Origin of the sequence: Promicromonospora aerolata, assembly GCF_042682255.1 — a bacterium.
In the GTDB taxonomy this organism is placed as follows: Bacteria; Actinomycetota; Actinomycetes; order Actinomycetales; family Cellulomonadaceae; genus Promicromonospora; species Promicromonospora aerolata.
Genome location: NZ_JBHUHF010000001.1, coordinates 2,454,211 through 2,480,318 on the forward strand (window position 1 = coordinate 2,454,211; position 26,108 = coordinate 2,480,318).

The following is a 26,108-nucleotide window of genomic DNA, read 5'->3' on the forward strand; positions in this document are numbered from 1 at the left end:
CCGCTCATCATGACTGTCTACGGTACGCGGCCGGAGGCGATCAAAGTCGCACCTGTCGTCAAGGCGCTTGAGGCTAGCGACAGCTTCGACTCGGTCGTCGTCGTGACTGGCCAGCACCGCGAGATGCTGGATCAGGTCAACGAGATCTTCGAGATCACGCCCGACTTCGACCTGGACATCATGAGCCACGGGCAGACGCTCACGCAGATCTTTGCCCGGGTCATGGCCCAGCTGGACCCCATCCTCGCCGAGGTCCAGCCCGACGCCGTCGTCGTTCAGGGCGACACGTCGACATCGACAGCTGCCGCGCTCGCGGCCTTCTATCGGCAGATCCCGGTGGTGCACCTGGAGGCGGGGCTGCGCAGCGGCGACATCATGTCGCCGTTCCCGGAGGAGGCCAACCGCAAGATCACGTCGCAGATCGCTTCGCTGCACCTTGCGCCGACACTGCGGAGCCTGGCCAACCTCGTGGCGGAGGGCGTCCGCCTCGAAGACATCGTCGTGACCGGCAACACGGTTATCGACGCGCTGTACATGGCCGTCGAGCGCCGAACGCCGTTCACCGACCCGGCCGTCGCACGGGTCGCGGCGGCGGATCGCCAGATCGTGCTGGTGACGACCCATCGGCGCGAGAACTGGGGCAACGCGATGGAAGGCGTCGGCCGTGCCCTGGCGCGGATCGCCCGCCGCTTCCCTGACGTCGAGATCGTGCTGCCGGTGCATCGCAACCCTGTCGTGCGGGAAGCGGTGCTACCGCATCTCGACGGTCTGCCGAACGTGACGGTCACCGAACCGCTGGCGTACGGCGAGTTCACGCACCTGCTCTCGCTGTCGACGCTGATCCTCACTGACTCCGGCGGTCTGCAGGAGGAAGCGCCGAGCCTCGGCAAGCCGGTGCTCGTGATGCGGGACAACACGGAACGCCCGGAGGCGGTCGAGGCCGGCACGGCCCGGCTCATCGGCACCGACGAGAACCGCATCGTGGCCGAGGCTGGCCGGCTCCTGACGAGCGATGCCGCCTACGCGGCCATGGCGCAGGCGATCAACCCCTACGGTGACGGGCAGAGCGCCGCGCGTACTCTCGAGGCGACGGCGCGCATGCTCGCGCCCGCCCTGACCGATCTGCTGCCCGACTTCGACCTGACAGGGGAGCTGACGGCGGCCGCCGTCGAGGGTGGCGCATGACCAGTACTCGCGTCTTCATCTACGGGTCGTGCGTGTCCCGCGATACGTTCGAACATCTCGACCCGAGCCAGTTCGAGCTCGTCCAGTACGTAGCGCGCCAATCGGCGCTGAGCGCAACCACGCGCCCCGTCAGCTTGGTGGCTCCACCAGGAATGACCTCCCGATTCCAGCAACGGATGATCGAGGGTGACTTCGGCTCGAACCTACGGCCTCTGCTCCAGAAGTATGCGAACGAGACCGATGTGTTGCTCATCGACCTGACGGACGAGCGGCTCGGCGTCTACTTGCTCCCGGATGGCACGGTGGTGACCCGGTCGGTCGAGCTGATCGAGTCAGGTGCCGAACAGTCGCTGCCCTCAGGGACCCATTACGTCCAGTTCGGAACGCAGCAACACTTCGAGTACTGGTCAGGGGCAATCCGAGCGCTCGGTGACATCATTCGTTCGACGATGCCCCACGTGTCGGTCGCCCTCCTGGACCTACCGTGGGCTGAATGGTCCGAGTCCGGTGATCGGACCCCTGACTCGTTCGGCGTCGGTGCGAGCCAGGCGAATCCGGTGTTCCGTCCCTACATCGAGGCCGCTGTCACCGCCCTGAATGCACACGTCATCAGTCTCGGACCGGACCAGGTCTCTTCCGGTCCGCACCACCCGTGGGGAGACGCACCGTTCCATTACTCGGAGAACGTCTACCTCGAAACCGTTCGCCGGCTGACCGGCTCGGAGGGTCGGGTCGTGTGGGGGCCTGGAGCCGACGCCCGGGCCAAGCCCTCTTCGTCGACGGGTGCCACGCCTCGTGCAAAGGCCCAGCCCGCCAGCAAGAAGGCCGCTGGAACTCCAGGAACTGTCCCGTTGTCATCAGGGCCCTCGTTCGTTCTCTCTGGAACGCATCGTGGTGGCACACTTTGGCTGCAGCGGCGCCTGGAGAAGCACACCGACGTCTATTTCGGTGCTGCGGGCACGACGAACTACTTCGCTCGCAAGGAGCGCTTCACCGACGCTCAGGAGGCCGCGAAGTATGCGGCCGAGTTCACCGATCCGCACCGGCTCGGTGGCGAGCGGTCACCGACGTACTTCTGGCACGCCAACGGGAGTGCGTTCTCGCCGAAACGCATCGATACTGCGGCCGCGATCCGCGATGCACTCCACCCCAGCGCGAAGGTCGTCCTCACGCTGAGGGATCCGGTGTCCCGCGCCGTGTCGGCGTACTGGTCGTACTTCGCCTCCGGGAAGTTCGATCTGCCGACGAGCATGTTTCAACTGCCGACCAACCTCGGCGTGGTCGATCTCGGGTTCTACAAGCGGCACTACGAGCACTGGGCCTCGGTGCTCGGAGCGGACCGAATCGTCGTGCTGCTTCAGGACGACCTCGAAGCCGACCCGCAGGACTATCTACGCCAGGCTCTGACCGGGCTTGGCCTCGATCCGGCACGAGGCACGTGGTCCGCCGCAGAGCTCAAGAAGCGCGAGAACGTCAAGACGTGGCTCAAGCCCTTCAAGGCTCGAGCGCCCATCGACGCCCAGGAGATCGGTGCACTGCTCCAGCTCTACAAGACGGACATCGCCTTCGTGGAGAGCCTCGTCGGGCGCAAGCTCCCAGGCTGGAAGAGCTTCCGGGAGCTACGCTCGAAGCTCCTTTAGCAGGGCTGATGTGATGGGCGACCTGCTCCATTGAGCAGGTCGCCCATCACATCAGAGCTCGAGCAGGCCAGGGTCATACCGCGTCATCAGTCGCTCCAAAACTGACTGGCCTACGCCCACCCCTACACCGGAGAGTTCTAACGCGCCGCGACCAGTACGACTAGCGAGACCTCCGCGCCCGACTCATTCACTGAGTCCTTTGAGCGCTGCTGTAATCGCAGCATTGAGAATCTCGGGCGAAGGTGCGACGTGCCCCTTGCCCAGACTCAGTCGATGTACTGACAAGCGATCGGGGAACCTCTCGCGCATCAGGGCCCAGAAGGGTTCGCCGTGATACTTAACGTGGTGCCCATCGCCCGAGTTGATCAAGTAGTTGATCATCGGCGAGGCATCACATTGACGATACCGGTCAAGCACGGAGACCCGCGGGCGGTCGCCGTCGCGCAAGCCCGTCTCTGAACCAAACACCCCCGAAATCGCCCGGGCCGAGAACCGCGGATGGTACCGAAGGATGTCCGTCTGCGGGCTCGCTGCGACGACGGCACTGACCGGCAGATGAGCACCGACCTGTAGCGCAGCAAATCCGCCCCCGGACGTGCCGGTGAGGACGATTCGTTCCGCACCTATCTGCTCGGCGACCGTCCTGATGACCTCAGCAATCTTCACGTGCAGGTCGACAGACCTGGTCCCGAGGTACCAGCTGAGGCTCGACGCTGGATCAAGGTCGAGCGTCGGGTCGGCGAACGCCACGACATTGGTCTGCAACGCTCGTAAGGATCGGAGCCTCTCGAACCGCGGTAGCCGGGTGGTGGCGCGGTTCAGCGCACCGTGCAGCGACACCACCAGGTCCCTGCTCGACATGGTCCGGTGCACGTGGAACGGAAGGGCCAGCGGCCCGAGCTCGACCAGGTGCCGGCTGTCCTCGGCGGTCAGAGCGTAGCGATGAGCCAGGCTCGGGTAGCAATGGAGCTCCGCACCGCCTAGGTCTCCGTCGGCTGGATCACCCCAGAGACCTGCGCGTGAACGCGTGTCTCCACTCCACGCGTCGCTCTTGGCCTCGGGCCATCTCTCCGCGGCATCGACGATCGCGGCGGTAGCTCCGTAGTCCCAACCAGATTCCAGACGGCGCACGAGTGCAGTGAGCGCACCGGCCGACGGTGGATCCGACCCGTGCAGCGAGGTGCGCACCACGGAATTCTGCTGCTCGAACTCGGCGACGGTATCGCCGTCGACCTCTGCCCTGTCCTCGACGGGGCTGCTCACGGAAGGATGCCCAGACGTTCCGAGGCGTTCTATCGATACGCCGTCGGCACCGACCCAGATCTGCTCGACGATCCCGTTCGCCTCGATCACGAAGGATTGCGCTCCATCGCGCGCCTCCCCCGATTCGAGGCGAGTGCGCGTCGAGGCGCCGGCGAAGATCGCAGTCACGAATCGGAACCTGCTACCTCGGCGTACGGCCTTGACCACAGTCGTCGGTACCATCTGGCCCCACACAGGAGAACGCCAGCCGTCCATCGGATCAGTCCCGCCAGTGACGAGTTGGATCTCCGGTGCCGAGCCACCCCAGAGGATGGCTGCGGGTGATCCGGCGTTTCGGACGTCCACTCTGCCTCGCCCAGCGACAGTGGCTCGCGAATCCTCGTGGAGATGCCAGCGGGCTTCGGCAACGACGTCGTCCGCCGCACGCACGCTGTCCAGCACGAGCAACGCTTCACTCTGTCGCGAATAGACGACGCGACGGTCCAGCGTGACACCCGGGTATCCGAGGTCGCGCACGTGAAAGTAGTCGAAAGAGTCGGTCAGGCGCGATGCCACGAGTTCGACCGAGGTGGACTTGTCATACTTCTTGCCCCGGATGTGCACGATGTTGTGGCCGAGCCGGCCGAGCGCATAAACGCGGCCCTCGTCGCGCACATACGCGTACTTGCCGGCATCCACCAGAACGGGTTTGCCACCCGCAAAGTAGGTGAGCCCGCCGCCGTCCTGATGTCCGTGCGTCGCATCAGCACGTCCGAATCGCAGCGAATAGAAGCTCTCCTCAGCCGGCTGGCGCGCGGTCTCACCCCAGCCGGAACGTCCGAACGCATAGCCTCGGCCATACAAGACCGCGGTTTCCGTCGGCGGGCTACCCTCGGCGCCCTCCGTCGCGACATATGTCAGCTCATCCGCTTCGCCGGCAACCAAGCGTTGCCGTGGGGCGGTATCGCCGATCTCCTCGATCATGCCGTCCGGTCTCGTTGCATGAACGATCGTCTGCGGGATCCGAGTGAGCGCTGCCGCAATGGCCGACGACTGTCTGCCTGCCAGCTCGAGCCGGTGTCCGACGTCTCGCAGCCAGCGATAGTTGAGCAACCAATAACCCGGTGCAGCCTCGGCATTGACACCGTGTTCGTCATACCCGTCGACGACATATTCGTCGATCCGGCGGACAGCAAGATCGAGCCAGGCGTCCTTCCGGAGTGCACTACCAACCATCGCGAGCGCCGCATGTTGGTGCAAGGCATGGTTGTCATGGCCCAGGTTCGCCGGGTCTGCCAGCCATTGACCATGGACGTCGAGCGCCTCGAGCAGCCCCGACTGGTCACTGACATACGGAAGCCCGACAAGAAGCGCGTGAACGCGCACCCCGTCGATCATGTCGGCCCAGGCATAGGACGACTTATCGGTCCGTGGCGGGTTCTTGGTGATCCAGTCCGTCACCACCGACTCCCAGAAGACCATCGCCGTGGCATCTCCCTGGGCCGCCAGCCGTCGCGCTGGGTCCAGCCAACGGAGCATGTGCAACTGAGCGCGCCAATTGCGCTGGCCGAACGGATCCTGGTCCCAGTCGACCGGAAAGCCGATTGTCGCCACCGGATGCGGCGGGAACTCGACCTTGCCTGCCATGAGCTGGTCCGTGACCGCGCGATCATCGGCTCGCGGCTCGAACCGCGCACCGAAGGCCTGTCGCTTCGCGACCGCGCAGGCGTGCTCCAGCAGATCGTGGGTAGACACCTATCGACGCACCGCCTCACCGAGCTCGGCGTAGACCTCGGACACCCGCTTCCCCAACGACCGCCAGTCGCGTTCCGCGACGACCCACTCACGGCCGGTCTTGCCCAGGCGGTGTCGCAGCCCGTCGTCCTCCAGCAGGGTGTCCAGGACACGCACCAGGTCCTCGTGGGAACCCTTCGTGTGCAGCAGACCGTTGACGCCGTCCTCGACGATCTCGGCGAGCGCACGGACGTCCGAGGAGACGACGGCCTTGCCCATCGCCATCGCCTCGAAGGGCTTGAGCGGCGAGACCAGCTCGCAGACCTCGAGCGGAAGCCGCGGGAAGGGCGCGATGTCGACGAGCGAGTAGTACTTCTCGACCTCGTGGTGGGGTACCCGGCCGGTGAAGGTGACCACACGGTCCAGCAGGCCGAGCTCCTCGGCAAGCGCCTCGAACTGCTCACGCTCCGCACCATCGCCGACCAGCAAGACGTGGAAGTCGTCACGACGAGTGTCCAGTGCGGCAGCCGCACGGATCAGAAGGTCAAGACCCTCGTAATCGAGAAGCGAGCCGACATAGCCGATCACCTTCTTGTCGACCAGGCCCAGGGAACGAGCAAGCTCCTCGTCACGCTCCACCGGCACGAACCGCTCAGTATCCACACCATTGGGTACCAGCACGATGCGATCGTCCGGCACACCACGGTCGATCATCTCGTCGCGCAGTCCGCCCGTGATGGTCAGCACCCTGGTGGCGTGCCGCGCCGCATCGGCTTCCATCCGCGCGATATACCGGTACATGCCGGAGTCGCGCCAGTCGGGGTTCCGCGACCCCCGGGTGACTTCCCACAGACCGCGGATCTCGTACACCGACGGGATCCCGAGGCGGCGGGCGGTCTCCACGGCCGTCAGACCGTTCCAGTGGTTCGACGCGGCGTGGATCACGAACGGCCGGTCCCGCCGAGCAACCTCCTCCAGTTCCCTCGAGTAGAGCTCGACGTAGTCCGTGATCGGGTTCTTCTGCCAACGCCCCGGAGCTGTCGTCAACCGTTCGTAGGTGACGTTGTCGATCTGGTCCGTCGGCGGAATCTCGGACAGCGCGTCGTGCCCTGGGGTGTCGAACGGGTAGCCCGTCCGGGTGACCGCCCGGACGTTCCACGACTCGTTGAGTGCCCGCAACAGGCCGTGCGAACGGGTCGCATAGCCGGCTGAGTTGTAGGGCAGGGAGTTGTGCAGCAGGTACAGCGCGCGCTGAGCGTCCGGCGTGTACGCCGGTGCGTCGGACGCGGCCCCGAACGGGAACCCGCTCTTCAGGAGGGCGTAGTTGGTCGTCGCACCCTTGGCCGCGACGTCGCTCGCAGCGCTCTTCACCAGAGACTCAGCCCACCCGTCCCCGGGCCGTGCCACCAACAACTGCTTCGCGAGCCGTGCGGCACGGTCCGGATAGCCCAGTGCCAGCTGCCGTCGGATCGCCCGCCGCAGGGTCGCGACCGGGATCCCCTCCGGGTCTCGTCGCGTCATGATCTCGACGGCTGCGCTGACCTTCCCCACGGCGAGTGCGTAGAGAAGCTCCGCCTGTTCGGACACCGGCTGCGCCACGGGTGCACGGTTCTCCGAGCGCGCAGCACGGTACAGGCTGATGACCTCGCGCGTCACAAGGTCCTCGCTGGCGCCCAGGACCGCGAGACCCGGCTCGTGCCGGGCGGGAATCACGAACGCGATGGCGTCCCGATGGAGCGCCTGGCGGCCACGCAGTTCAGCGACCATCCGGTCGGTGGCTCGCGAGACAGCATTGCCCTTGGCCGATCGGTGCCGCGAGACCTCGACCAAGAGCTCCAACGCATCGAGGTTCCCTGGTCGCAGCTGGAGACAGTTCTGCAACGCCATGAACGCGATGTCGCCCTTGCTGGCCTCGATGGCCCAGCGGCCGGTCAGCAGCCACACGTCCGCCCGCATCGGGTCGATCAGCAGCAGCTTGCGCAGTGCGTCCAGAGCCGCTTCCTTGTCACGTCGCTGCCATGCCGCACGGCCGGCCTGGAGCAGTTCATCTGTGCCCTGACCGTCGACCTGAGAAGGTCGGCGGCCGGCACCGAGCAGCCGGCGAATTCCGTTGCCATTCATCTGTTCGATCAGCCCCACACACCACGAGTGTCGACCAGCTTCGCCTCATGGAGACCGATCTCGTCGACGTCAGCCTCCTTGAACTCGGTGTGGTCGACCAGCAGGACGACGACGTCGGCGCGACGCACGCCGCTCTTGAGACCAGACAGCGTCACGTTACGGCGGTTGGCAAGCTCCTTCGGGAGCTCTTCGACGTGCGGCTCGACAGCCAGGATCTCCGAACCGTCGAACTCGTCAGCCAGGTCAGCGACGATCTTGCGCGCCGGCGACTCACGGAGGTCGTCGATGTCGGGCTTGAACGCCAGTCCGAGCGTGACGATCACGGGCTTCTCGATGCCCGCGACGGCCGAGCGGACCTTCTCGACCACCCAGGCAGGCTTGTCATCGTTCACTTCGCGCGCCGTCCGGATGAGCCGCGCCTCCTTCGGAGCAGCGTCCACGATGAACCACGGGTCGACCGCGATGCAGTGTCCGCCCACGCCAGGGCCAGGCTGCAGGATGTTGACCCGTGGATGGTGGTTCGCGAGCTCGATGAGCTCCCAGACATCGATCTCCAGGCGGTCCGCGATGACGGAGAGCTCGTTCGCGAACGCGATGTTGACATCGCGGAACGAGTTCTCGACCAGCTTGGCCATCTCGGCCGTCACCGCGTCCGTCAACAGGATCTCGCCCTCACAGAAGCTGCGGTACAGGTCGCGTGCGATCTCCGCTGCACGAGGTGTAAGACCACCGACGATGCGATCGTTCGTGACGAGCTCGACCATCACACGGCCGGGAAGGACACGCTCAGGGCAGTGAGCCACGTGGATGACGGGCTTCCCGTCCGCACCGTCCAGGCTCAGGTCGGGCCGGGCCTCAAGGATCCACTGCGCCATCCGGTGCGTCGCGCCGGGTGGCGAGGTCGACTCGAGGATCACGAGCTCACCGCCCTGCAACTGGCTGGCGAGCGACTTCGCGGCGGACTCGATATAGGAGAGATCCGGCTCGTGGTCGCCCTTGAACGGCGTGGGAACTGCGACAACGAAGGCATCCGCGGCCTCGGCCTTGCCCACGGCCGAAAGCTTGCCCGCCGCGACGGCGTCCGACACGTACTGCCCGAGGTCGGGCTCGACGAACGGGATCTCTCCCCTGTTCACCGCCTCGACCGTCGAGTCGTTGATGTCCACACCCACGACGTCGAACCCGCGTGCCGCCAGGATCGCCGCAGTCGGCAACCCGATGTACCCCAGGCCGACGACGCAGACCGTGCTGATGCCCATGCTGTTCTCTCTCACGTGTTCAGACGAGGACGTGCTGGTCAGCACGCCCGTAGTTATTGACCTCGCCGCTCGCGAGCAGCTCAGCCTCGGTCGCGCCCCAGGAGTGCCCGCCGACGGCGGACCGCATCTGGACGAAGTTGAATCGGTCGGCGGAATACAGCGTTCCGCCGGCCTCGACAAGGTCCTCGAGGAATGCCGTGTCCTCGCCCCGTGGCAGCGTCCGAAACCGGACGCTGGCAGCGATCCCACGTGCGGCGACGATCGTCGGCCCCATCACGCGGTCGGTGTACCGGTGCTCGCGGTCCGCGAAGCGCAGGATCGTCGCGTCCGGACCCTCGAGGTACATGTAGTGCGCCTGCTTGCCCACCACGTCCGCGCGGGAGTAGTCCAGCGCGTACAGCTGGTCGGACAGGTACTGCGGGCCGTACAGGTCGTCGTCGTCGATCTTGGCGACGACGTCGCCGTCAGCGGCGTCCAGCAGCAGGTTCAGGCACGAGCCGAGCGGCACGTCGGACGGCGCCGACAGCAGCTCGAGGCGCTCGACCCCGGCTTCCTTGGCCCGCGCCCGCAGATCGGCGTCGTCCACCTCGAACCCGTGCGACAGCAGCGCGACCTGCAGGTCCACGCCCTGCTGTGCGCCGAGCACGCTCAGCACGTGGTCGAGCTGGTGCGGGCGGTTGGTCGAGACGAGGGCGGTCACGCTGGGTCGCGGGACGGCTCGCGAGCCGACCAGGCCCACGTCGTGCAGCACCTGCTGCGACCGCACGCCGTAGGTGTGCGCACGCCAGATGCGGCGCTGTCCCTTGTGCACCGCGCGGTCACGCAGCTCAGGCGATCGCACGAGCGCGCGGATCGTGTGCGCGGCCGTCTCCCGGGTGCCGGCGACGAAGACCTCGTCGGGCGGGAAGTACTCCCCCACCGCGGCGCTGGGCGTCGAGACCACGGGGGTGCCGCTGGCGGTGATCTCGAAGATCCGCCGCGCGCACATGGACGGCGAGCCCACCACGGAGTTCACGTTGAGGAAGACCTTGTACTCGCGGTAGGCCGTCAGCATCCGGTCGTAATCGAGCGATCCGACGACGCGTCCGTCCAACGGGGCCGGGAACTGGTACTTCTGGTCCCTGCCGCGGAACCGGCTGAAGATGTCCAGGCCGTGCTCCATCTTCGGCGACACGTCCAGCGCGGCGCCGAGCAGCAGGTCCATCTGCTCGCGCCGCTCCGGGTACTTGTGCGCGAAGTACATGCCGGCGAACGCGACGTCGCGTTCTGGCCCCCGGCCGTGCAGCCGGACCGGGTTGTGGATGGCCGGCTGCGCGGCGAACTCCAGGACGCCCACCCGGTCGTGCCCGAGTGCCTCGGCATAGGCGGGAACCCGGTCGACGTCCGTCGTGTAGACGCGGTCGAACAGCCGGGCCGCGTCGAGGAAGTCCTCGAAGTGAACCGGGTCTTCCTTGTTCCAGAACACCGTGGGCACGCCCGCCGCACGGCAGGCCTCGACGAGCTCGACGAACGCCGGCCGCGGGGCCGAGGTGCCCGTCAGGTGGTACTGCCAGGCACCGCCGTTGCCGTTCCAGGCGGACTCCACGAACAGCAGGTCCAGCCCGGCCGTGAGCTCGTCGCGCCAGCTCGTGGGGGTGAGGGCCACCTGGTCCCACTCGGGCGCGAACGCCAGCCGCGAGAAGTCGTCCAGGATGACGCCGACGCGCAGGTCCCGGCGAGAGGCGGTGGCCGTCCCGGCTGCGATGCCGGACGTCGGGCGGGTGGGCCACGGGTCGAACGTCAAGCCGTTCTTCGTGCGCCGTGCTCCACCGGTCTGCGCCGCCATGGGTACCCGTTGCCGACGAAGATAGGTACGCAGCTGCTGCGGACCACCTTCACGGAGGTGCCATGCCGCGCGGCGAAGCCGACGCACGACGCCCGGCGCACGATCCATCACAGCAAGAATTTCCCTGTCTGCCCGAGAGCCATCTGAGAGAACAGCACCCCGCCAGGCGCGAAAAAGGAGGTGCCAGACGTTCGGGATGCGCCATTGATCGGCTCATGCTACAAGCGGGCAACACCCTGCCAGCGCCATTCTCGGGTGAAAACAAGCGACTTCACCCGGGGTAACTTCAACAGCCCGGATGGCGGCAGATCAGGGCGTCGTGGTCAGCCTACGGGCTCGATGCGCTCTACCTGCTCGTCGAGGGATATCCGGTAGGCGAGGTAGGCCACGGCTCCGTTGGCACAAAGGAACACCAGGGCGGCGGCGACGATCGCGGCCACCACACCCTTCCGGCGACACGGGCGACGCACGGGACGCCGCTCGGGCCCTGGCGGCTCCGGCGTGGGGAGGAGGTCGGTACTCCCTGGAGAATCATGCATAACCATGTAAATACACGTCGCACCGCCTGTCCCGCATCACCCTCGGCCCGAGTTCACCCCTTCATTCACCCGGGGTGATCTCGACCGCGACGCGTCGTGGCAGGCCAACGGCAGGCCCCGGCGACCCGAGCCATGGCAAGATCCGGCCCATGCGCGGAATCATTCTCGCCGGCGGCTCAGGCACTCGCCTGCACCCGATCACCCAGGGCGTCAGCAAGCAGCTCGTCCCGGTCTACGACAAGCCGATGATCTACTACCCGCTGTCCACGCTGATCCTGGCCGGTATCGACGACGTCCTCGTCATCACGACGCCGCACGACGCCGACCAGTTCCAGCGGCTGCTCGGCGACGGCTCGCAGTTCGGTATCTCGATCAGCTACGCCACGCAGCCGTCGCCGGACGGGCTGGCGCAGGCGTTCGTGCTCGGCGCGGAGTTTCTCGGCGACGAGTCGGTGGCACTGGTGCTGGGCGACAACATCTTCTACGGACCCGGCCTGGGCACCCAGCTCACGCGCTTCGCCGACATCGACGGGGGCGCCGTCTTCGCCTACCGGGTCGCCGACCCCACCGCCTACGGCGTGGTCGAGTTCGACGAGCACGGCAAGGCACTGTCCCTCGAGGAGAAGCCGGCGCGGCCGAAGTCCAGGTACGCGGTACCTGGCTTGTACTTCTACGACAACTCAGTCGTCGAGATCGCCAGGGGCCTTACGCCCTCGCCTCGTGGCGAGTACGAGATCACCGACATCAACACCGAGTACCTGCGGCAAGGACGGCTTCAGGTCGAGGTGCTCCCGCGAGGCACCGCCTGGCTGGACACCGGGACATTCGACTCGCTCCTGGAGGCCTCAGACTACGTACGCACCGTCGAACGCCGCCAAGGACTCAAGATCGGCTCCCCGGAGGAGGTCGCCTGGCGCCGCGGGTTCCTGTCCGACGACGACCTGCGCACCCGCGCCGAGACACTCACCAAGTCGGGCTACGGCAGCTACCTGCTGGGGCTGCTCGACGACTGACCGGCTCCGACGGACAGGCCCAGCACTGCCGGAGCCGCCACCTTCCAGCGCTCGGCCCAGTCGCCGATCGGCTCGACGCCGACCGCGCGCAGCCGGTCGTGGCCGAGCACCGAGTACGCGGGCCGCGGCGCGGGCAGCTGGTAGGCGGCGCTCGTCGTGGGGTCGACGGGCGTGGTGTGCCCGGACGCCGCCACCACCTCGCGCGCGAAGCCGAACCAGGTCACCTGGCCCGACGACGTGCCGTGGTAGATGCCACCGGGGGCCTTGGCCCCGACGAGCCGCACGATGAGGTGGGCCAGGTCGGCGGTCCACGTAGGCTGCCCGGTCTGGTCGTCCACGACGCTCAGCCGGTCCCGCTCGCCCGCGACGCGTGCGATGGTCCGGGGAAAGCAGCGGCCGCCCGCCCCGTACAGCCACGCCGTCCGCACCACGACGGCGTCCGGGGCCTCCGCGCGCACCGCCCACTCACCGGCGGCCTTGGTCCGGCCGTAGGCCGAGCGCGGCCGGACCGGCGCGTCCTCCGGGTAGGGCTCTGTCGCTCTGCCGTCGAACACGTAGTCCGTGGACACGTGGACCAGCCGCGCACCCGCCGCCGCGGTGACGCGGGCCAGGTTCGCGGCACCCGCCGCGTTGACAGCGAAGGCCTCGGCCTCGTGGGTCTCGGCGTCGTCCACGGCGGTCCAGGCCGCACAGTTGACGACCACGTCGTGGCCCGCCACGACGTCACTCACCGTCGCGGCGTCGGTGATGTCCAGGTCGCTCCGGCCGATGCCGGTGACGTCGTGCCCGGCGGCCCTGGCCGCCGCGACCACGTCCTGGCCGAGCATTCCGGCGGCGCCGACGACAAGCCACCGCGCCGGCTGGTGTTCCTCGGGCACTCCGGGAGTCTCGGTCACCCTAGGATCCTAGGGCTACGACCCACCCGGTAAGGAGCCCCATGGAGTACCGCGAGCTGACCGTGCCCGGCGCGTTCGAGATCACCCCCCGGCAGTTCGGTGATCCGCGCGGGCTCTTCTTCGAGGCGTTCAAGGCCGGCCCGTTCGCCGACGCCGTCGGGCACGCGTTCGACCTGCAGCAGGCCAACTGCTCCGTGTCCGCCGCGGGCGTGCTGCGCGGCATCCACTTCGCCGACGTGCCGCCCAGCCAGGCCAAGTACGTCATGTGCGCCAAGGGGGCGGTGCTGGACGTCGTCGTGGACATCCGCGTGGGCTCACCCACCTTCGGCACGTGGGACGCCGTGCTGCTCGACGACGTCGACCGCCGCGCCGTCTACCTGTCGGAGGGCCTGGGCCACGCCTTCATGTCCCTCGAGGACGACTCGACGGTGCTGTACCTGTGCTCGTCCGGCTACGCACCGGGCCGCGAGCACGGCATCCACCCGCTCGACCCGGAGCTCGGCATCGAGTGGCCCACGACGGCCCGCGACGGCAGCCCACTGACCCCGCTCCTGTCGGAGAAGGACCAGGCGGCCCCCACCCTCGCCGAGGCCACGGCGCAGGGCCTGCTGCCTGCACTGGATGCGGTCCAGAAATACCTGACCCCCCAACGCTGAGGGGTACGGCCCGGTTCAGGGAGTGCAGGATTCGTTGCGGTTTGAGTGCTCCTATCCGCAACGAAGTCTGCACCCGCCAAATTCAGACGCAGCCATGTCTGCAGCTGGCGGGAGGGTTTTACTGGCCTGAGGCCGCGTACCTGGCCTCGGTCAGCGCCTTCGCACCTCTCCACCAGGGCTCGTGCTCGCGGTACCAGCGCACCGTCGCCTCGAGGCCCTCGCGGAAGTCCGTGTACCGCGGCGTCCAGCCCAGCTCCGCGCGCAGCCGCGAGGCGTCGATCGCGTAGCGCAGGTCGTGCCCGGCGCGGTCGGTCACGTGGTCGAAGTCGTCCGGGTCCCGCCCGAAGATCTCCAGCAGGGTCCGTACGACGTCGAGGTTGCTGGTCTCGCCGTCGGCTCCGATGAGGTAGGTCTCCCCGACCTGGCCCTGCTCGATGATGCGCCAGACCGCGGAGTTGTGGTCCTCGACGTGGATCCAGTCGCGCACGTTGAGGCCCGCGCCGTACAGCCGCGGACGTACGCCGTCGATCAGGTTGGTGACCTGGCGCGGGATGAACTTCTCGATGTGCTGGTACGGCCCGTAGTTGTTGGAGCAGTTCGAGATCGTGGCCTGCACCCCGAAGGATCGCACCCAGGCCCGGACCAGCAGGTCGGAGCCGGCCTTGGTCGACGAGTAGGGCGACGACGGGTTGTAGGGCGTCTCGGGGGTGAACCGCTCCGGGGTGTCCAGCGGGAGGTCGCCGTAGACCTCGTCGGTGGAGATGTGGTGGAACCGCACGCCGTGCTTGCGCACCGCCTCCAGCAGCGTGAACGTCCCCACGAGGTTGGTCTGCACGAACGGTGACGGGTCGTGCAGCGAGTTGTCGTTGTGCGACTCCGCGGCGAAGTGCACCACGAGGTCCGACTCGCCCACGAGCCGGTCCACGAGCGGGGCGTCGGTGATCGAGCCCTCGACGAGCTCCACCCGGTCCGCGACCGGGTCCAGCGACGTGCGGTCACCCGCGTACGTGAGGGCGTCCAGCACCGTGACCGCGGCGTCCGGACGCTCCCGCACCGTCTGGTGCACGAAGTTGGCGCCGATGAAACCGGCGCCCCCGGTGACCAGGACCCTCATACGCTCAGTCACGTCCGTAGATGTCGCGGGTGTAGACCTTGTCGGCGACGTGCTCGAGGGCCTCGGTGCGGCGGTTGGCGATGATCACGTCGGCGCGGGCGGTGAACTGGTCGAGGTCGCGGACGACCTCGGAGGCGAAGAACTGGTCCTCGTCGAGGGTGGGTTCGTAGACGATGACCTCGACGCCCTTGGCCTTGATGCGCTTCATGATCCCCTGGATGCTCGAGTCGCGGAAGTTGTCCGACCCGGACTTCATCACCAGCCGGTAGACGCCCACGGTCTTCGGGTTGCGGCGCAGGATGTCGGCGGCCACGAAGTCCTTGCGGGTGGTGTTCGCCTCGACGACGGCGTTGATCAGGTTCTGCGGTACATCGGCGTAGTTGGCCCGCAGCTGCTTGGTGTCCTTGGGCAGGCAGTAGCCGCCGTACCCGAACGACGGGTTGTTGTAGTGCGAGCCGATGCGGGGGTCCAGGCCCACGCCCTCGATGATCTGCGCGGTGTCCAGGCCGTGGGTCACGGCGTAGGTGTCCAGCTCGTTGAAGTACGCCACGCGCAGCGCGAGGTAGGTGTTGGCGAACAGCTTGATCGCCTCGGCCTCGGTGGAGTCGGTCAGCAGGATCGGGACGTCCTTGGCGACGGCTCCTTCCAGCAGCAGGTCGGCGAACTGTTTACCGCGTTCGGTGCGGTCGCCGACCACGATCCGGGAGGGGTAGAGGTTGTCGTAGAGGGCGTGCCCCTCGCGCAGGAACTCGGGGGAGAACACGATCCCGGCCCCGGGGTGCTCCGCACGCATGCGTTCGGTGAACCCGACGGGAATGGTCGACTTGACCACGATCGTGGCTCCGGGCACACGGGCCAGAACGTCGTCGATCACGCTCTCGACCGAGGAGGTGTCGAAGAAGTTGCTGACCTCGTCGTAGTTGGTGGGCGTCGCGACCACGACCACGACCGCGCCGGAGTAGGCCTGGTCCTTGTCGAGGGTCGCGGTCAGGTTCAGGTCGTGGTGCGCGAGATAGTCCTCGAGCTCGACATCGACGATCGGGGACACACGCCGGGTGACCTGGTCGATCTTGACCGGGTCCAGATCCAGTGCCCAGACCTCGTGGTTCTGCGCCAGCAGCACCGCGTTGGACAGACCGACATAACCCGTGCCGACAACAGCGATCTTCACGACGGGGCTCCTGACCGAGTGAACTGATGACGCACCCATGCTAGAGGGCCGCACACGGGTCCCTACGCCCCGGTGACCGAACAGGCGACCGTGACGCACGCCACACCCGCACCCGCCGACCCCGGAGGTTAGGCTTACCTCACAATGACGACGCAGACCACGAACGCACCGAACGGCAAGCCCCGCGGCAAGCGGGCCCGCACCACGGCGACCGTGACCGCCGTCCGGCACCTGACCCCCCACATGATCCGCGTGACGCTCGGCGGCGAGGCGCTCGCCGCCGTCGACCCGACCCCGCTCACGGACCGGTACCTCAAGCTGGTCATGGCCGAGTCCCCGGACCCCGAGGGCCGCCCGGTGCTGCGCACCTACACGATCCGCAACGTCACCCCGTCAGGCTGGGACATCGACGTCGTCACCCACGGCGCCGTCGGCTACGGCGGCCCGTGGGCGCAGCGTGTCCGACCCGGCGACGAGGTCTCCTTCGTGGGCCCGGGTGGGGACTACGCACCCTCCCCTGACGCCCCATGGCACCTCCTGGTCGGCGACGAGTCCGCGCTGCCCGCCATCGCCGCCGCCTGCGAGGCCCTGCCCGCCGACGCGGTGGCCCACGTCTTCGTGGAGGTCGCCGACGCGTCGGAAGAGCAGGAGATCGCGAGCGCCGCCGACGTGCGCCTCACCTGGGTGCACCGGTCCACGGGGGCGCACGTGGCCGACGTCGTCCAGGCCGCGGAGCTGCCCGACGGCGTGCCGCACGCGTTCCTGCACGGTGAGGCCGGCTGTGTCCGCGACCTGCGCCGCTGGGCGCGCGGGACGCTGGGGGTACCGCGCGAGCTGCTGTCGGCGTCGGGCTACTGGCGGCTGGGCCGCGACGACGAGCGCTGGCGGGCCGAGAAGGCCGAGTGGCGTGCCGCGGTGGAGCAGGACGACCTGGTGCTCAGCGCGCCCTGACCCGCCCGGGGCCCGAGCGCCCGCGGTCGCTCAGCCGCACGTCCCGCCCGGTCAGAGGGCGTCGAGCACCGCGAACCAGCGCTCCGCCGTCGGCCCGTCGTAGGGTGCCTCACCCGCACGGACCGCGGCGAGCAGGCGGTCGGCATCGGCCCGCACCTGGGCCACCACGGACGGCGGGTAGCCGTACTGCACCGTGTGCTCGGCGAACTCGTCCTCGTCGTCGATGAACGACTCGCCGCGGGCGCTGGCCTGCTTGCTCCCCGGCTCCTGCGCCAGCACGTCGAGGTCCAGGTCCACCGCGGTGACCTCGAACGCCGGCGCGTCACCGGCGTCCGGCACGGCGCGCCACTCCGGGACCGTGGTGAGGTCGATGTACAGGCGCGCTCCCCTCGGGTGCCCGCGGTAGAGGTCTGCCACCCACCCGACGTCGCCGAAGAGCACCAGGCCGGGGTTCTTGCTGCGGAACTGGCGGCCGGGTCGGCTGAAGAGCGTTCCGGTGCGGTAGCCGAGCCAGAGGCCGTGGTCGTCGCGACCCAGGTACGCCCCGTCGAACCGCCAGTGCGCAGTGCCGTCCCACTTGCGCATCCGAGCGCCCACGAGCGTGCCCGGCTCGGTCGGCCGTGACGGCAGAAAGTCCTGGTCAGCGGGTTGTTGCGCAGACATGTCCTGGAGCCTACCCAGGGGTCGCCGGGGCTTAACCCGTGGGCACTACGCTCTGGCCACCGCCGGCTGTTCCGCGCACGTCCGCGTGCGCGTCGGACGGCGGTGCCCGCCGTGCTCGCCGACCCACAAGGAGCCTTCATGTCCCCTGCAAGCCGCCGTCTCACCGAGCCCGGCGAGGCAGCGCACCCGGTCCACACCGCCGCCGAGACGAGCGCCGAGACGCTGCTCACCGCCGCCGCGGATCGCCTCCACAACCCGCACCACGACCGGCCCGGTCCGGTGCCTGACGCGCGCCCGCTGCCCGCACCCGACCAGGAGACCTGGGCGGCGGCCAAGGAAGCGAACCGTCAGCCGCGGGAGGTGTGGTCCGCCCCGGACCGCGCCGCGGACCGCCCCTTCCAGGAACGACCCGAGCCCCCCTCCGGTGACGCGGTGCTCACCGCAGCGCTCCGCCGTGGCCTCCCGCTCGACGAGGCGGTCACCACCTCCATCCGCACCACCCGCACCCTCGACACGGCGCAGTGGCGCTCGTTGTGCCACTCGTTGATGGCACATCCCGAGACCCTCCGCGCGGGCGTCGCCGGTGCCGCGCTGATCGCGCAGCGTGCGGGCCTCCGCGAGCTCGCGTGGGACCTGCTGCGGCAGCTCGGTCCCGACGACGCCGCCCGCCTCGCCCCCGCCGAGTACCTCCGGGCGGGCATCGCCATGGCCAGCCCCGACGTGGCGCGGACCGCCGCCACCTGGGTGCGCTACGGGTACGTGCCCGACGCCGCGGCGCTGCTCGAGATCGCGAAGCTCCTGTTCATCAGGGACGAGCCCGAGCTGGCGACGGAGGCGCTCGACGCCGCCCGGCACGGCGAGGGCCGCACCGACCAGGTCCAGGCGTCGATCGACCACCTCGCGCCGTGGATCGCCAAGGCGCTGCGTCCGCGCGCACCCGCGCGGGTGCCCACCGGACACGTGTCCTTCGCCGTCATCGACTACAAGGCGCCCGACGAGAAGGTCGCGTCCAGCAACATCGGCGACACCGTGCAGACCATCGCGAGCCTCGGCCACCTGCTGCGGCACGAGGGCCTGCGCCTGCACGGTGACGGCGCCGTCACCGAGCCCGTGGCGTTCCTCGCGGACCGGGTGCGCCCCGAGCAGGTGGTACCCGGCCCGGGCGCCGACGTGCACCTGACGCTCGTGCAGCGCGACATGTCCCGGCTGGACCCGGTGCCGCCGAACACGTGGATGCTCGCGTTCGGCTGGTACATGCACAGCCAGTTCGACCTGCGCTTCGACTTCCCGTTCCACGAGAACCTCCAGCCGCTGTTCGTCTCGTTCCACCTCAACAAGCACGCGATCCTGACCCCCGCGGCCGTCGACTACCTCAAGGCCCACGGACCCATCGGCTGCCGCGACTGGACCACGGTGCACCTGCTGCTCAACGCGGGTGTCCCGGCGTTCTTCAGCGGCTGCCTCACCACGACTATCGACACGGTGTTCCCGGCGGACTTCACGCCGGCCGCACCCGGCGCACCGGCCGTGTACGTGGACACGCCGGTACCGGAGCACGACGTCGGCAGCGAGCTGGTCACCCACCTGCACCCCTCGGTGCGCGAGCACGACCTCGCCCGGAACCTGCACACCGCCGTCGACCTGCTGGACGCCTATCGCACCCGGTTCTCCCGCGTGGTCACGTCACGCCTGCACGCGTTCCTGCCGTCGTGGGCCATCGGGGCCGACGTCGACTTCCGGCCCCGGAACGACGCCGACATCCGGTTCTCCGGGCTACTCGACGCGGACGAGACCGACCGCCGGGCCATGCAGCACCGGATCCGGAACGCCCTCGCGCCGGCGATGGCCAAGATCCTGGCCGGTGCCTCCCGCGACGAGGTCTACGCCACCTGGCGAGCGACGGTCGCCGCCGACGTGGCCAGGGCGCGGGCGGTGCACGACGCGCCGGTACCGGCGCCGTCGGGCAGCTGTTCCGTCGACGACGTCGTGGCCGGGGTCCGCGCCACGCGGGTGCTGGTGGAGGCGGCCGAGCCGCGCGCGCACCGTGCGCCGGGCCGGTCGGGAGTGCCAAGTCGATCGGGAGCGTCGGCCGGGCCGGTCAACGTGGCGGTGGCCCTGGACGGGAACCTGCGCTCCCAGCTGGAGGTGGTGGTCGCGGGGGTGGTGCGGCACACGGACCGACCGGTGCGGGTCGTCGCGCTCACGCGGGACCACACGCCCGCCGACCATGACCGCCTCGCGGCGCTGTTCCCCGAGGTCACGTTCGAGTGGTACGCCTGCGACGGGACCGACTACGGGGCGGTGCTCGGCATGCTCCAGCACATCACCGTGGCCACGATGGACCGCCTGCTGCTGCCGGAGCTGCTGCCGCACCTCGACCGCGTGATCTATCACGACCTGGACGCGCTCTCCGTGGTGGACCTGGGCGAGCTGTACGACGCCGACCTCGACGGAGCCCCGCTCGCGGCGCGTCCGTCCATCTCGTACAACTACCGGCACGGCATCGGCAACGTCATCCGGTCCACGCGCCTGCTGGGTCACGACCCCGGTGCCGCGCGGGACCTGGTGCGGGCCATGACACAACGTCACCGGTACGGGTACCGGGGCTTCAACGCGGGCATCCTGCTGCTCGACCTGGCCGTGATGCGCGCCGACCGGTTCACCCACGAGTTCATGCCGTACGCCGAGCGGTACGGGCTGAACGACCAGGACGTGCTGAACGCCTACGCCGGCTCGCGCTACCGGCTGCTGGACCCGCGGTGGAACGCGTGGCCCACGCAGGAGATCGTCGCCGAACCGTGGCTGATCCACTGGGCCGGCCCGGTCAAGCCGTGGCACGAGGCCCAGGACGTGCTGCTGAAGGAGCACTGGTCGGCGGCGGAGTCCTGGCTCTCGACCCGCCGCTGACCCGTTGAGTGCTGGGTATTCGTGGGGAGACCCGCCGCTGAGCCACGAATACCCAGCACTCAACGGAGACGGTCAGTAGGTGTCGGACGGCGGCGCGGGTGCCGCTGCCGCTCCCGTGTCGAAGCCGCCCAGGACGGAGGCCGTGCCCGACAGGCCCAGGCGGGTCGCGCCCGCCTCGATCATCGCGAGCGCGGCGTCCAGGTCCCGGATCCCGCCGGAGGCCTTCACCCCGAGCTTGCCGCCACCGAGGGCACCGACGGTCCGCGCCATCAGCGACACGGCGTGCGTCGAGGCGCCGCCGGCCGGGTGGAAGCCCGTGGACGTCTTGACGAAGTTGGCCCCGGCCGCCTCCGCCGCCTGGCACGCGCCCACGATCTGCTCGTCCGTCAGCGCCGCCGACTCGATGATCACCTTGAGGATCCGGTCGTTCGGCACCGCGGCACGCACGGCGGCGATGTCGGCCTCGACGGCGTCGAACCGGCCGGAGCGCGCGGTGCCGACGTCGATCACCATGTCGATCTCGTCCGCCTCGTCGGCCACGGCACGGGCCGCCTCGAAGGCCTTCACGTCACCCATGTGCTTGCCGGACGGGAATCCGCACACGGTCGCGACGGCGAGCCGGCCGGCCGCGACCTCGACCGCGAGGGACACGAACGACGGCGACACGCACACCGAGAAGACGCCGAGCCCGGCGCCCTCCTCGACGAGCGTGGCGACGTCGCTCGCGGTGGCTTCGGGCTTGAGCAGGGTGTGGTCGACGAACGCGGCCAGTGTCGCCCTGTCGTGCGGTACTGCCGGGCGGGGCGTTCCGGGCTGAGCGGTCATACGAGTGCACCTTCGACTTTCTGGAATCCGGGCAGGATGACCTGCTCCACGAGGTCGCGCCGCTCGTCGTGGTGCATGAACGCACCCCAGGCGGCGGTGACTGTCACGTCGACGAGGTCGTCGATCGTCCAGGCGGCCTCGTCGACGAGCAGCTTCATCTCGTGCGTCATCGACGTGCGAGACATCAGGCGGTTGTCCGTGTTGAGCGTGACCGCGAAGTCCAGCTCCTTGAGGCGGGTGATCGGGTGCTTCGCGATCGACTCCGCGGCCCCCGTCTGCAGGTTCGACACCGGGCACAGCTCGAGCGGGATCTGGTGGTCGCGCACCCAGTGGGCAAGGCGCCCGAGGTCGGCGGCGCCACCGTGCCCGTCGCCCGACAGGCCGCGCTCGTTCGGGTCGCCGCCCGCCAGGAAGGCGATGTCGTCGATGATCCGGGCACCGTGCCCGAGCCGGTCGGCGTGCCCCAGGTGCACCGCCTGCCCGATGGAGTCGAGGCCGTCGGCCTCGCCGGCGTGGATCGTCACCGGCACGTCGTGCTCCGCGAGGAAGCGCCAGATACCGAGGTGCCGCGACGGCGGGAACCCGGCCTCGGGCCCCGCGATGTCGAACCCGACCACACCGTCGTCCTGGTAGTCGACGGCGAGCTCGGCGATCTCCTGCCAGCGGTCCTGGTGGCGCATGGCGGTGACGAGCTGGCCCACCCGGATGAGGTGCCCGTCGGCTGCCGCCGCCGCGATGCCGTCGTCGATCCCGGCCTGCACGGCCTCGACGGCCTCGACGAGGGACAGCCCGCCGGCCAGGTGCTGCTCCGGGGCCCAGCGCTGCTCGGCGTACACGACGCCGTCGGCCGCGAGGTCCAGCACCGCCTCGCGTGCGACGCGGGCCAGGTGGTCGGCCGTCTGCATGACGGCGACCGTGTGCTCGAAGGTCTCCAGGTACCGGACCAGCGTGCCGGAGTCCGCGGCGTCGCGGAACCAGCTCGCGAGGGACTCGGCGTCGGTGGCGGGCAGCGGGTGTCCGGCGGCGTCCGCGAGCTCGAGGACGGTCTGCGGCCGCAGTCCCCCGTCGAGATGGTCGTGCAGCACAACCTTGGGCAGGGCGCGTATCAGCGCCTCACCGGGGCGGGCCCCGGGGTCTTGCGTGGTCATGCTGACAACCTACCGTCTGGGTCAGCCCTCGTCGGGGCCGGCCTCTTCGTCGTCGTCCGCCGCCGGCACGTCCAGCGCCTGCTCCACGACGTCCGCCTCGGCGGCGGAGCCGTCGGAGTCGGGCCGGGGTGCGTCCGGGACGTACTCGTCGGGCTCGTGCGTGGTGTCGACCTCGGCGTCCTTCGGCGGGTCCAGGCCGGCGTCACGCCAGGAGTCGGGACCAGGGAGCGTGCTCATCGGGGCCTCCTCGTCAGGTGGCTTCCATCGTCACCCCGGCGTCGTCACCATGCCACCGGCCGAGACGCTCGGGCAGCAGCACCCACGCGACGTGCGGCCAGCCGCCGAGCGCCGCGGTCAGCGCCTTGCGCACCCGTGCGGCGGTGCGGTCACCGGTGGACTGCGCCGGTTCCGCCGCGCCCGACGGCGCCGGGGGCGGGTCGAGGAGGGCGGCGACGGGGACGGTGTGCAGCCCGGCACCGGACGGCTCGTAGAGGACCGCGCTGCCCGCCGTGCCCTCGCCGTCGGCCAGCGTGAGCAGTACCACGTGGCGCGGGACCGCCGAGCCCCAGCCGCCCGTGACGTCGCCGCCGGTGTAGAGGGGCACCGGGATGCCGGCGCGCGCGCTCGCGACCGCAGCCTCCAGCACGGCCTGGGAGCCCGCCACCCGGTGGGTGTAGCGCACCCCGCCGTAGGTGGCGAAGCGCGCCGCGCCCCAGGGCGGTGTGCCGTAGGTACGCGGCCAGCCGGCGACGAGCAGACCGCGCCGGTTGGTGGCCTCCTGCACGGCGTGCTGCAGCCGCACGAACCGGCCTGCCGGGTCGTGGCTCGCGAGCCGCAGCGCCACCCGCGGGTCGCCGGCGAGCCCCAGCATCGCCAGCACCGCCGACCCGCAGGTCGTCTCGTCGACCTGCACGGCGGCAGCGATGGTCCCGTCGAGCGACGGCAGGTTCAGCCGCCGGGGGAAGCCGACGGTGCCGGTACCCCGCTCACGCGACAGCGGGTCCAGCACCGAGCGCCGGGCCCTGGACGGCACCGCCTCGAGATGCCGTTCGACGTCGTCGGGCACGGGGGGCCGCGCGAAGCGGCCGGGCGGCGGCGGTGTCGGTACTGGCCCGGCGAAGGCACGCATACCGCCAAGCAGGGACGAAAGGCGCAATGTCGACGGCACCTCGCCAGGCTAAGCCGGGTCGGCGCGACTCGCCGGTTCGCCACGCTGGCGCGCGCGGGCGATACCTGCGGTGGCCGGCCAGGCCGTGCCCCCGCCGGTCAGGCCGCAGGTTCAGACGATGCGGTCCAGCACCACCGACTCGTCCGCCGCCAGTGCGGCCCCGACCAGGGCTCCCGCGCCGACGTCGACGGTCGAGAGCGTGCTGGCGGCACCGGCCAGCGCACCGCCGAGGACGCCACCGCCCACGCCCTCCGGCTCCACGGCCCAGCCACCCTCGAGCGCTTCGCGCGCCCGCGCGAACCGCTCCGGCGTGTCGGTGTGCAGCGTGAACAGCGGCTGACCGGCGACGACCGGCTCCCCCGGTTTCACGTGGATCTCGATGCCGGCGGCAGCCTGCACCGTGTCCTCCTTGCGCGCGCGGCCCGCACCGAGGCGGCGCACGGCGACGCCCACGGCATAGGCGTCGAGTGCGACGAGCACCCCCGGCTCCGGTGCCACCACGGTCTCGGACTCCTTCGCGACCGGGAGCGCAGCGGAGACGTCGCCGCCCTGCGCCGCGATCATGGCGCGCCACTTGTCCATGGCGCGGCCGTCGGCCAGGGCCGCACGGACGTCGTCCTCCCCGACGGGCCGGTCGGCCGCCGCGAGCATCTCCACGGCCAGGGCGACCGTGAGGTCCACGACGTCGGACGGACCGCCGCCCGACAGCACCTCCAGGGACTCCCGCACCTCGAGGGCGTTGCCGGCCGCGCGGCCCAGCGGCACGGACATGTCGGTGACCAGCGCGACGGTGCGCACACCGGCGTCGGTCCCGAGGTCCACCATCGTGCGGGCGAGCTCGCGCGCGCTCTCGAGGGTCTTCATGAAGGCCCCGGAGCCGACCTTCACGTCGAGCACCAGCGCACCGGTGCCCTCGGCGATCTTCTTGGACATGATCGAGCTCGCGATGAGCGGGATCGCCTCGACCGTCGCCGTGACGTCCCGCAGGGCGTACAGCTTGCGGTCGGCCGGGGCCAGGCCCGCGCCGGCGGCACAGATCACGGCGCCGACCGACTCCAGCTGCGCCATCATCTCGTCGTTCGACAGCGCGGCCCGCCAGCCGGGGATCGACTCCAGCTTGTCGAGCGTGCCGCCCGTGTGGCCCAGGCCGCGGCCCGAGAGCTGGGGCACGGCCACGTCGAACGCGGCGACGAGCGGCGCGAGGGGCAGCGTGATCTTGTCGCCCACACCGCCGGTCGAGTGCTTGTCCGCCGTCGGCCGGGAGAGCCCGGCGAACGACATGCGCTCGCCGGACTCGATCATCGCGTGGGTCCACCGGGAGATCTCCGCGCGCGACATGCCGTTCAGCAGGATCGCCATGGTCATCGCGGACATCTGCTCGTCGGCCACCGCACCACGCGTGTAGGCGTCGATCAGCCAGTCGATCTGCGCGTCGTCCAGGCTCTCCTGGTCACGCTTGGCGCGGATGATGTCGACGGCGTCGAACTGCTCGGTCATCGGGTTGCCTTCCGCACGTGGTCCAGGTCTCCCGGCCCGAAGGCCTGGGGCAGTACTTCCGTCATCGGCTGGACGCCCAGCGGGGTGTCCACCAGCAGCTCCGGCCCGCCGTGCTCCCACAGGATCTGGCGGCACCGGCCGCACGGCATGATCGTCTCGCCGAGCGCGTTCAGGCACGTGAACGCGGCCAGCCGCCCGCCCCCCGACATCACGAGGGCGCTGACCAGGGAGCACTCGGCGCACAGCGTCACCCCGTACGCGGCGTTCTCGACGTTGGCGCCCGTGAGCAGGCGACCGTCGTCGGCGAAGGCCGCCGCGCCCACCGGGTACTGCGAGTACGGCACGTACGCCTTGTCGAGCGCGCCGCGGGCCGCGGCCCGCAGGCCGTCCCAGTCCACGCCGCCCGCTGCTTCCGCAGGTTCCACGTCCATCATCCTCATCCCTTGATGTACGGCTCGCCCGAGGCTGCCGGCGGCGCGACCGCCCGACCAGACCGGCCACGGCCAGCAGGGTGACGACGTACGGCACCATGAGCATGAACTGGCTCGGCACGG

The 26,108-nt window shown here is 69.6% G+C and carries 20 protein-coding genes; 6 read left to right on the top strand and 14 right to left on the bottom strand.

Annotated features, from left to right (window positions below; translation table 11 throughout):
• Positions 1-9 precede the first annotated feature (9 nt).
• Positions 10-1,185, top strand: a complete 1,176-nt coding sequence (wecB, locus tag ACFSL2_RS11075) for a non-hydrolyzing UDP-N-acetylglucosamine 2-epimerase (RefSeq protein ID WP_377200803.1) — start codon at positions 10-12, stop codon at positions 1,183-1,185.
• Complete coding sequence (locus tag ACFSL2_RS11080; protein ID WP_377197915.1) at positions 1,182-2,825, top strand: DUF6270 domain-containing protein; 1,644 nt, start codon at positions 1,182-1,184, stop codon at positions 2,823-2,825. Before wecB ends, ACFSL2_RS11080 begins: the two co-directional genes overlap by 4 nt.
• Positions 2,826-3,008: 183 nt before the next feature.
• Here ACFSL2_RS11080 and ACFSL2_RS11085 read toward each other — a convergent pair whose 3' ends face one another.
• From ACFSL2_RS11085 to ACFSL2_RS11100, 4 genes are all read right to left on the bottom strand, one after another.
• Positions 3,009-5,714 (bottom strand): heparinase II/III domain-containing protein, encoded by a 2,706-nt coding sequence (locus ACFSL2_RS11085; protein WP_465264535.1) that lies wholly within the window; start codon positions 5,712-5,714, stop codon positions 3,009-3,011.
• A gap of 108 nt (positions 5,715-5,822) precedes the next feature.
• On the bottom strand, positions 5,823-7,922 hold the full coding sequence (locus ACFSL2_RS11090) for a glycosyltransferase family 4 protein (protein WP_377197917.1): 2,100 nt from the start codon (positions 7,920-7,922) through the stop codon (positions 5,823-5,825).
• 8 nt (positions 7,923-7,930) lie between these two features.
• Positions 7,931-9,181 carry a UDP-N-acetyl-D-mannosamine dehydrogenase gene (gene wecC / locus ACFSL2_RS11095; protein ID WP_377200804.1) on the bottom strand — a complete coding sequence of 417 codons (1,251 nt, stop codon included), beginning with the start codon at positions 9,179-9,181 and terminating at the stop codon, positions 7,931-7,933.
• 19 nt (positions 9,182-9,200) lie between these two features.
• Positions 9,201-11,006 (bottom strand): glycosyltransferase family protein, encoded by a 1,806-nt coding sequence (locus ACFSL2_RS11100; RefSeq protein ID WP_377197918.1) that lies wholly within the window; start codon positions 11,004-11,006, stop codon positions 9,201-9,203.
• 688 nt (positions 11,007-11,694) lie between these two features.
• Here ACFSL2_RS11100 and rfbA point away from each other — a divergent pair.
• Positions 11,695-12,558: a glucose-1-phosphate thymidylyltransferase RfbA gene (gene rfbA / locus ACFSL2_RS11105; RefSeq protein WP_377197919.1), complete on the top strand. Its 864-nt coding sequence runs from the start codon at positions 11,695-11,697 to the stop codon at positions 12,556-12,558.
• Here the strand turns inward: rfbA and rfbD are convergent.
• Complete coding sequence (gene rfbD / locus ACFSL2_RS11110) at positions 12,531-13,454, bottom strand: dTDP-4-dehydrorhamnose reductase (RefSeq protein WP_377197920.1); 924 nt, start codon at positions 13,452-13,454, stop codon at positions 12,531-12,533. The two genes, rfbA and rfbD, sit on opposite strands and share 28 nt — an antisense overlap.
• 41 nt (positions 13,455-13,495) lie before the next feature.
• Here rfbD and rfbC point away from each other — a divergent pair, with 41 nt between their 5' ends.
• Positions 13,496-14,110 (top strand): dTDP-4-dehydrorhamnose 3,5-epimerase, encoded by a 615-nt coding sequence (rfbC, locus tag ACFSL2_RS11115; protein WP_377197921.1) that lies wholly within the window; start codon positions 13,496-13,498, stop codon positions 14,108-14,110.
• A 118-nt stretch (positions 14,111-14,228) separates the two neighbouring features.
• Here the strand turns inward: rfbC and rfbB are convergent, their stop codons facing one another.
• Both rfbB and ACFSL2_RS11125 read right to left on the bottom strand, forming a co-directional pair.
• Entirely contained in the window at positions 14,229-15,224 is a 996-nt protein-coding gene (gene rfbB / locus ACFSL2_RS11120; protein WP_377200805.1) for a dTDP-glucose 4,6-dehydratase, read from the bottom strand.
• Positions 15,225-15,228: 4 nt separating this feature from the next.
• Positions 15,229-16,395 carry a nucleotide sugar dehydrogenase gene (locus tag ACFSL2_RS11125; RefSeq protein WP_377197922.1) on the bottom strand — a complete coding sequence of 389 codons (1,167 nt, stop codon included), beginning with the start codon at positions 16,393-16,395 and terminating at the stop codon, positions 15,229-15,231.
• Positions 16,396-16,539: 144 nt separating this feature from the next.
• Here ACFSL2_RS11125 and ACFSL2_RS11130 point away from each other — a divergent pair, with 144 nt between their 5' ends.
• Entirely contained in the window at positions 16,540-17,346 is an 807-nt protein-coding gene (locus ACFSL2_RS11130; protein WP_377197923.1) for a siderophore-interacting protein, read from the top strand.
• 51 nt (positions 17,347-17,397) lie between these two features.
• Here ACFSL2_RS11130 and ACFSL2_RS11135 read toward each other — a convergent pair whose 3' ends face one another.
• Complete coding sequence (locus ACFSL2_RS11135) at positions 17,398-18,009, bottom strand: DUF402 domain-containing protein (RefSeq protein WP_377197924.1); 612 nt, start codon at positions 18,007-18,009, stop codon at positions 17,398-17,400.
• Between the two features lie 138 nt (positions 18,010-18,147).
• On the opposite strand from ACFSL2_RS11135, the gene ACFSL2_RS11140 reads away from it, so the two are divergent.
• On the top strand, positions 18,148-20,916 hold the full coding sequence (locus tag ACFSL2_RS11140) for a glycosyltransferase (RefSeq protein ID WP_377197925.1): 2,769 nt from the start codon (positions 18,148-18,150) through the stop codon (positions 20,914-20,916).
• 72 nt (positions 20,917-20,988) lie between these two features.
• Here the strand turns inward: ACFSL2_RS11140 and deoC are convergent, their stop codons facing one another.
• From deoC to ACFSL2_RS11170, 6 genes are all read right to left on the bottom strand, one after another.
• Positions 20,989-21,741: a deoxyribose-phosphate aldolase gene (gene deoC, locus ACFSL2_RS11145; RefSeq protein WP_377197926.1), complete on the bottom strand. Its 753-nt coding sequence runs from the start codon at positions 21,739-21,741 to the stop codon at positions 20,989-20,991.
• A complete protein-coding gene (locus ACFSL2_RS11150; RefSeq protein ID WP_377197927.1) occupies positions 21,738-22,889 on the bottom strand; it encodes an adenosine deaminase in 1,152 nt (383 codons plus the stop codon). The genes deoC and ACFSL2_RS11150 overlap by 4 nt, the downstream gene beginning before the upstream one ends.
• 21 nt (positions 22,890-22,910) lie before the next feature.
• A complete protein-coding gene (locus tag ACFSL2_RS11155; RefSeq protein WP_377197928.1) occupies positions 22,911-23,126 on the bottom strand; it encodes a hypothetical protein in 216 nt (71 codons plus the stop codon).
• A 13-nt stretch (positions 23,127-23,139) separates the two neighbouring features.
• The gene (locus tag ACFSL2_RS11160) at positions 23,140-24,018 is read right to left on the bottom strand and encodes a hypothetical protein (RefSeq protein ID WP_377197929.1); all 879 of its coding nucleotides are present in this window, start codon (positions 24,016-24,018) and stop codon (positions 23,140-23,142) included.
• A 150-nt stretch (positions 24,019-24,168) separates the two neighbouring features.
• A complete protein-coding gene (locus tag ACFSL2_RS11165; RefSeq protein ID WP_377200806.1) occupies positions 24,169-25,554 on the bottom strand; it encodes a thymidine phosphorylase in 1,386 nt (461 codons plus the stop codon).
• Positions 25,551-25,985, bottom strand: a complete 435-nt coding sequence (locus ACFSL2_RS11170; RefSeq protein WP_377200807.1) for a cytidine deaminase — start codon at positions 25,983-25,985, stop codon at positions 25,551-25,553. The genes ACFSL2_RS11165 and ACFSL2_RS11170 overlap by 4 nt, the downstream gene beginning before the upstream one ends.
• Positions 25,986-26,108: the final 123 nt, after the last annotated feature.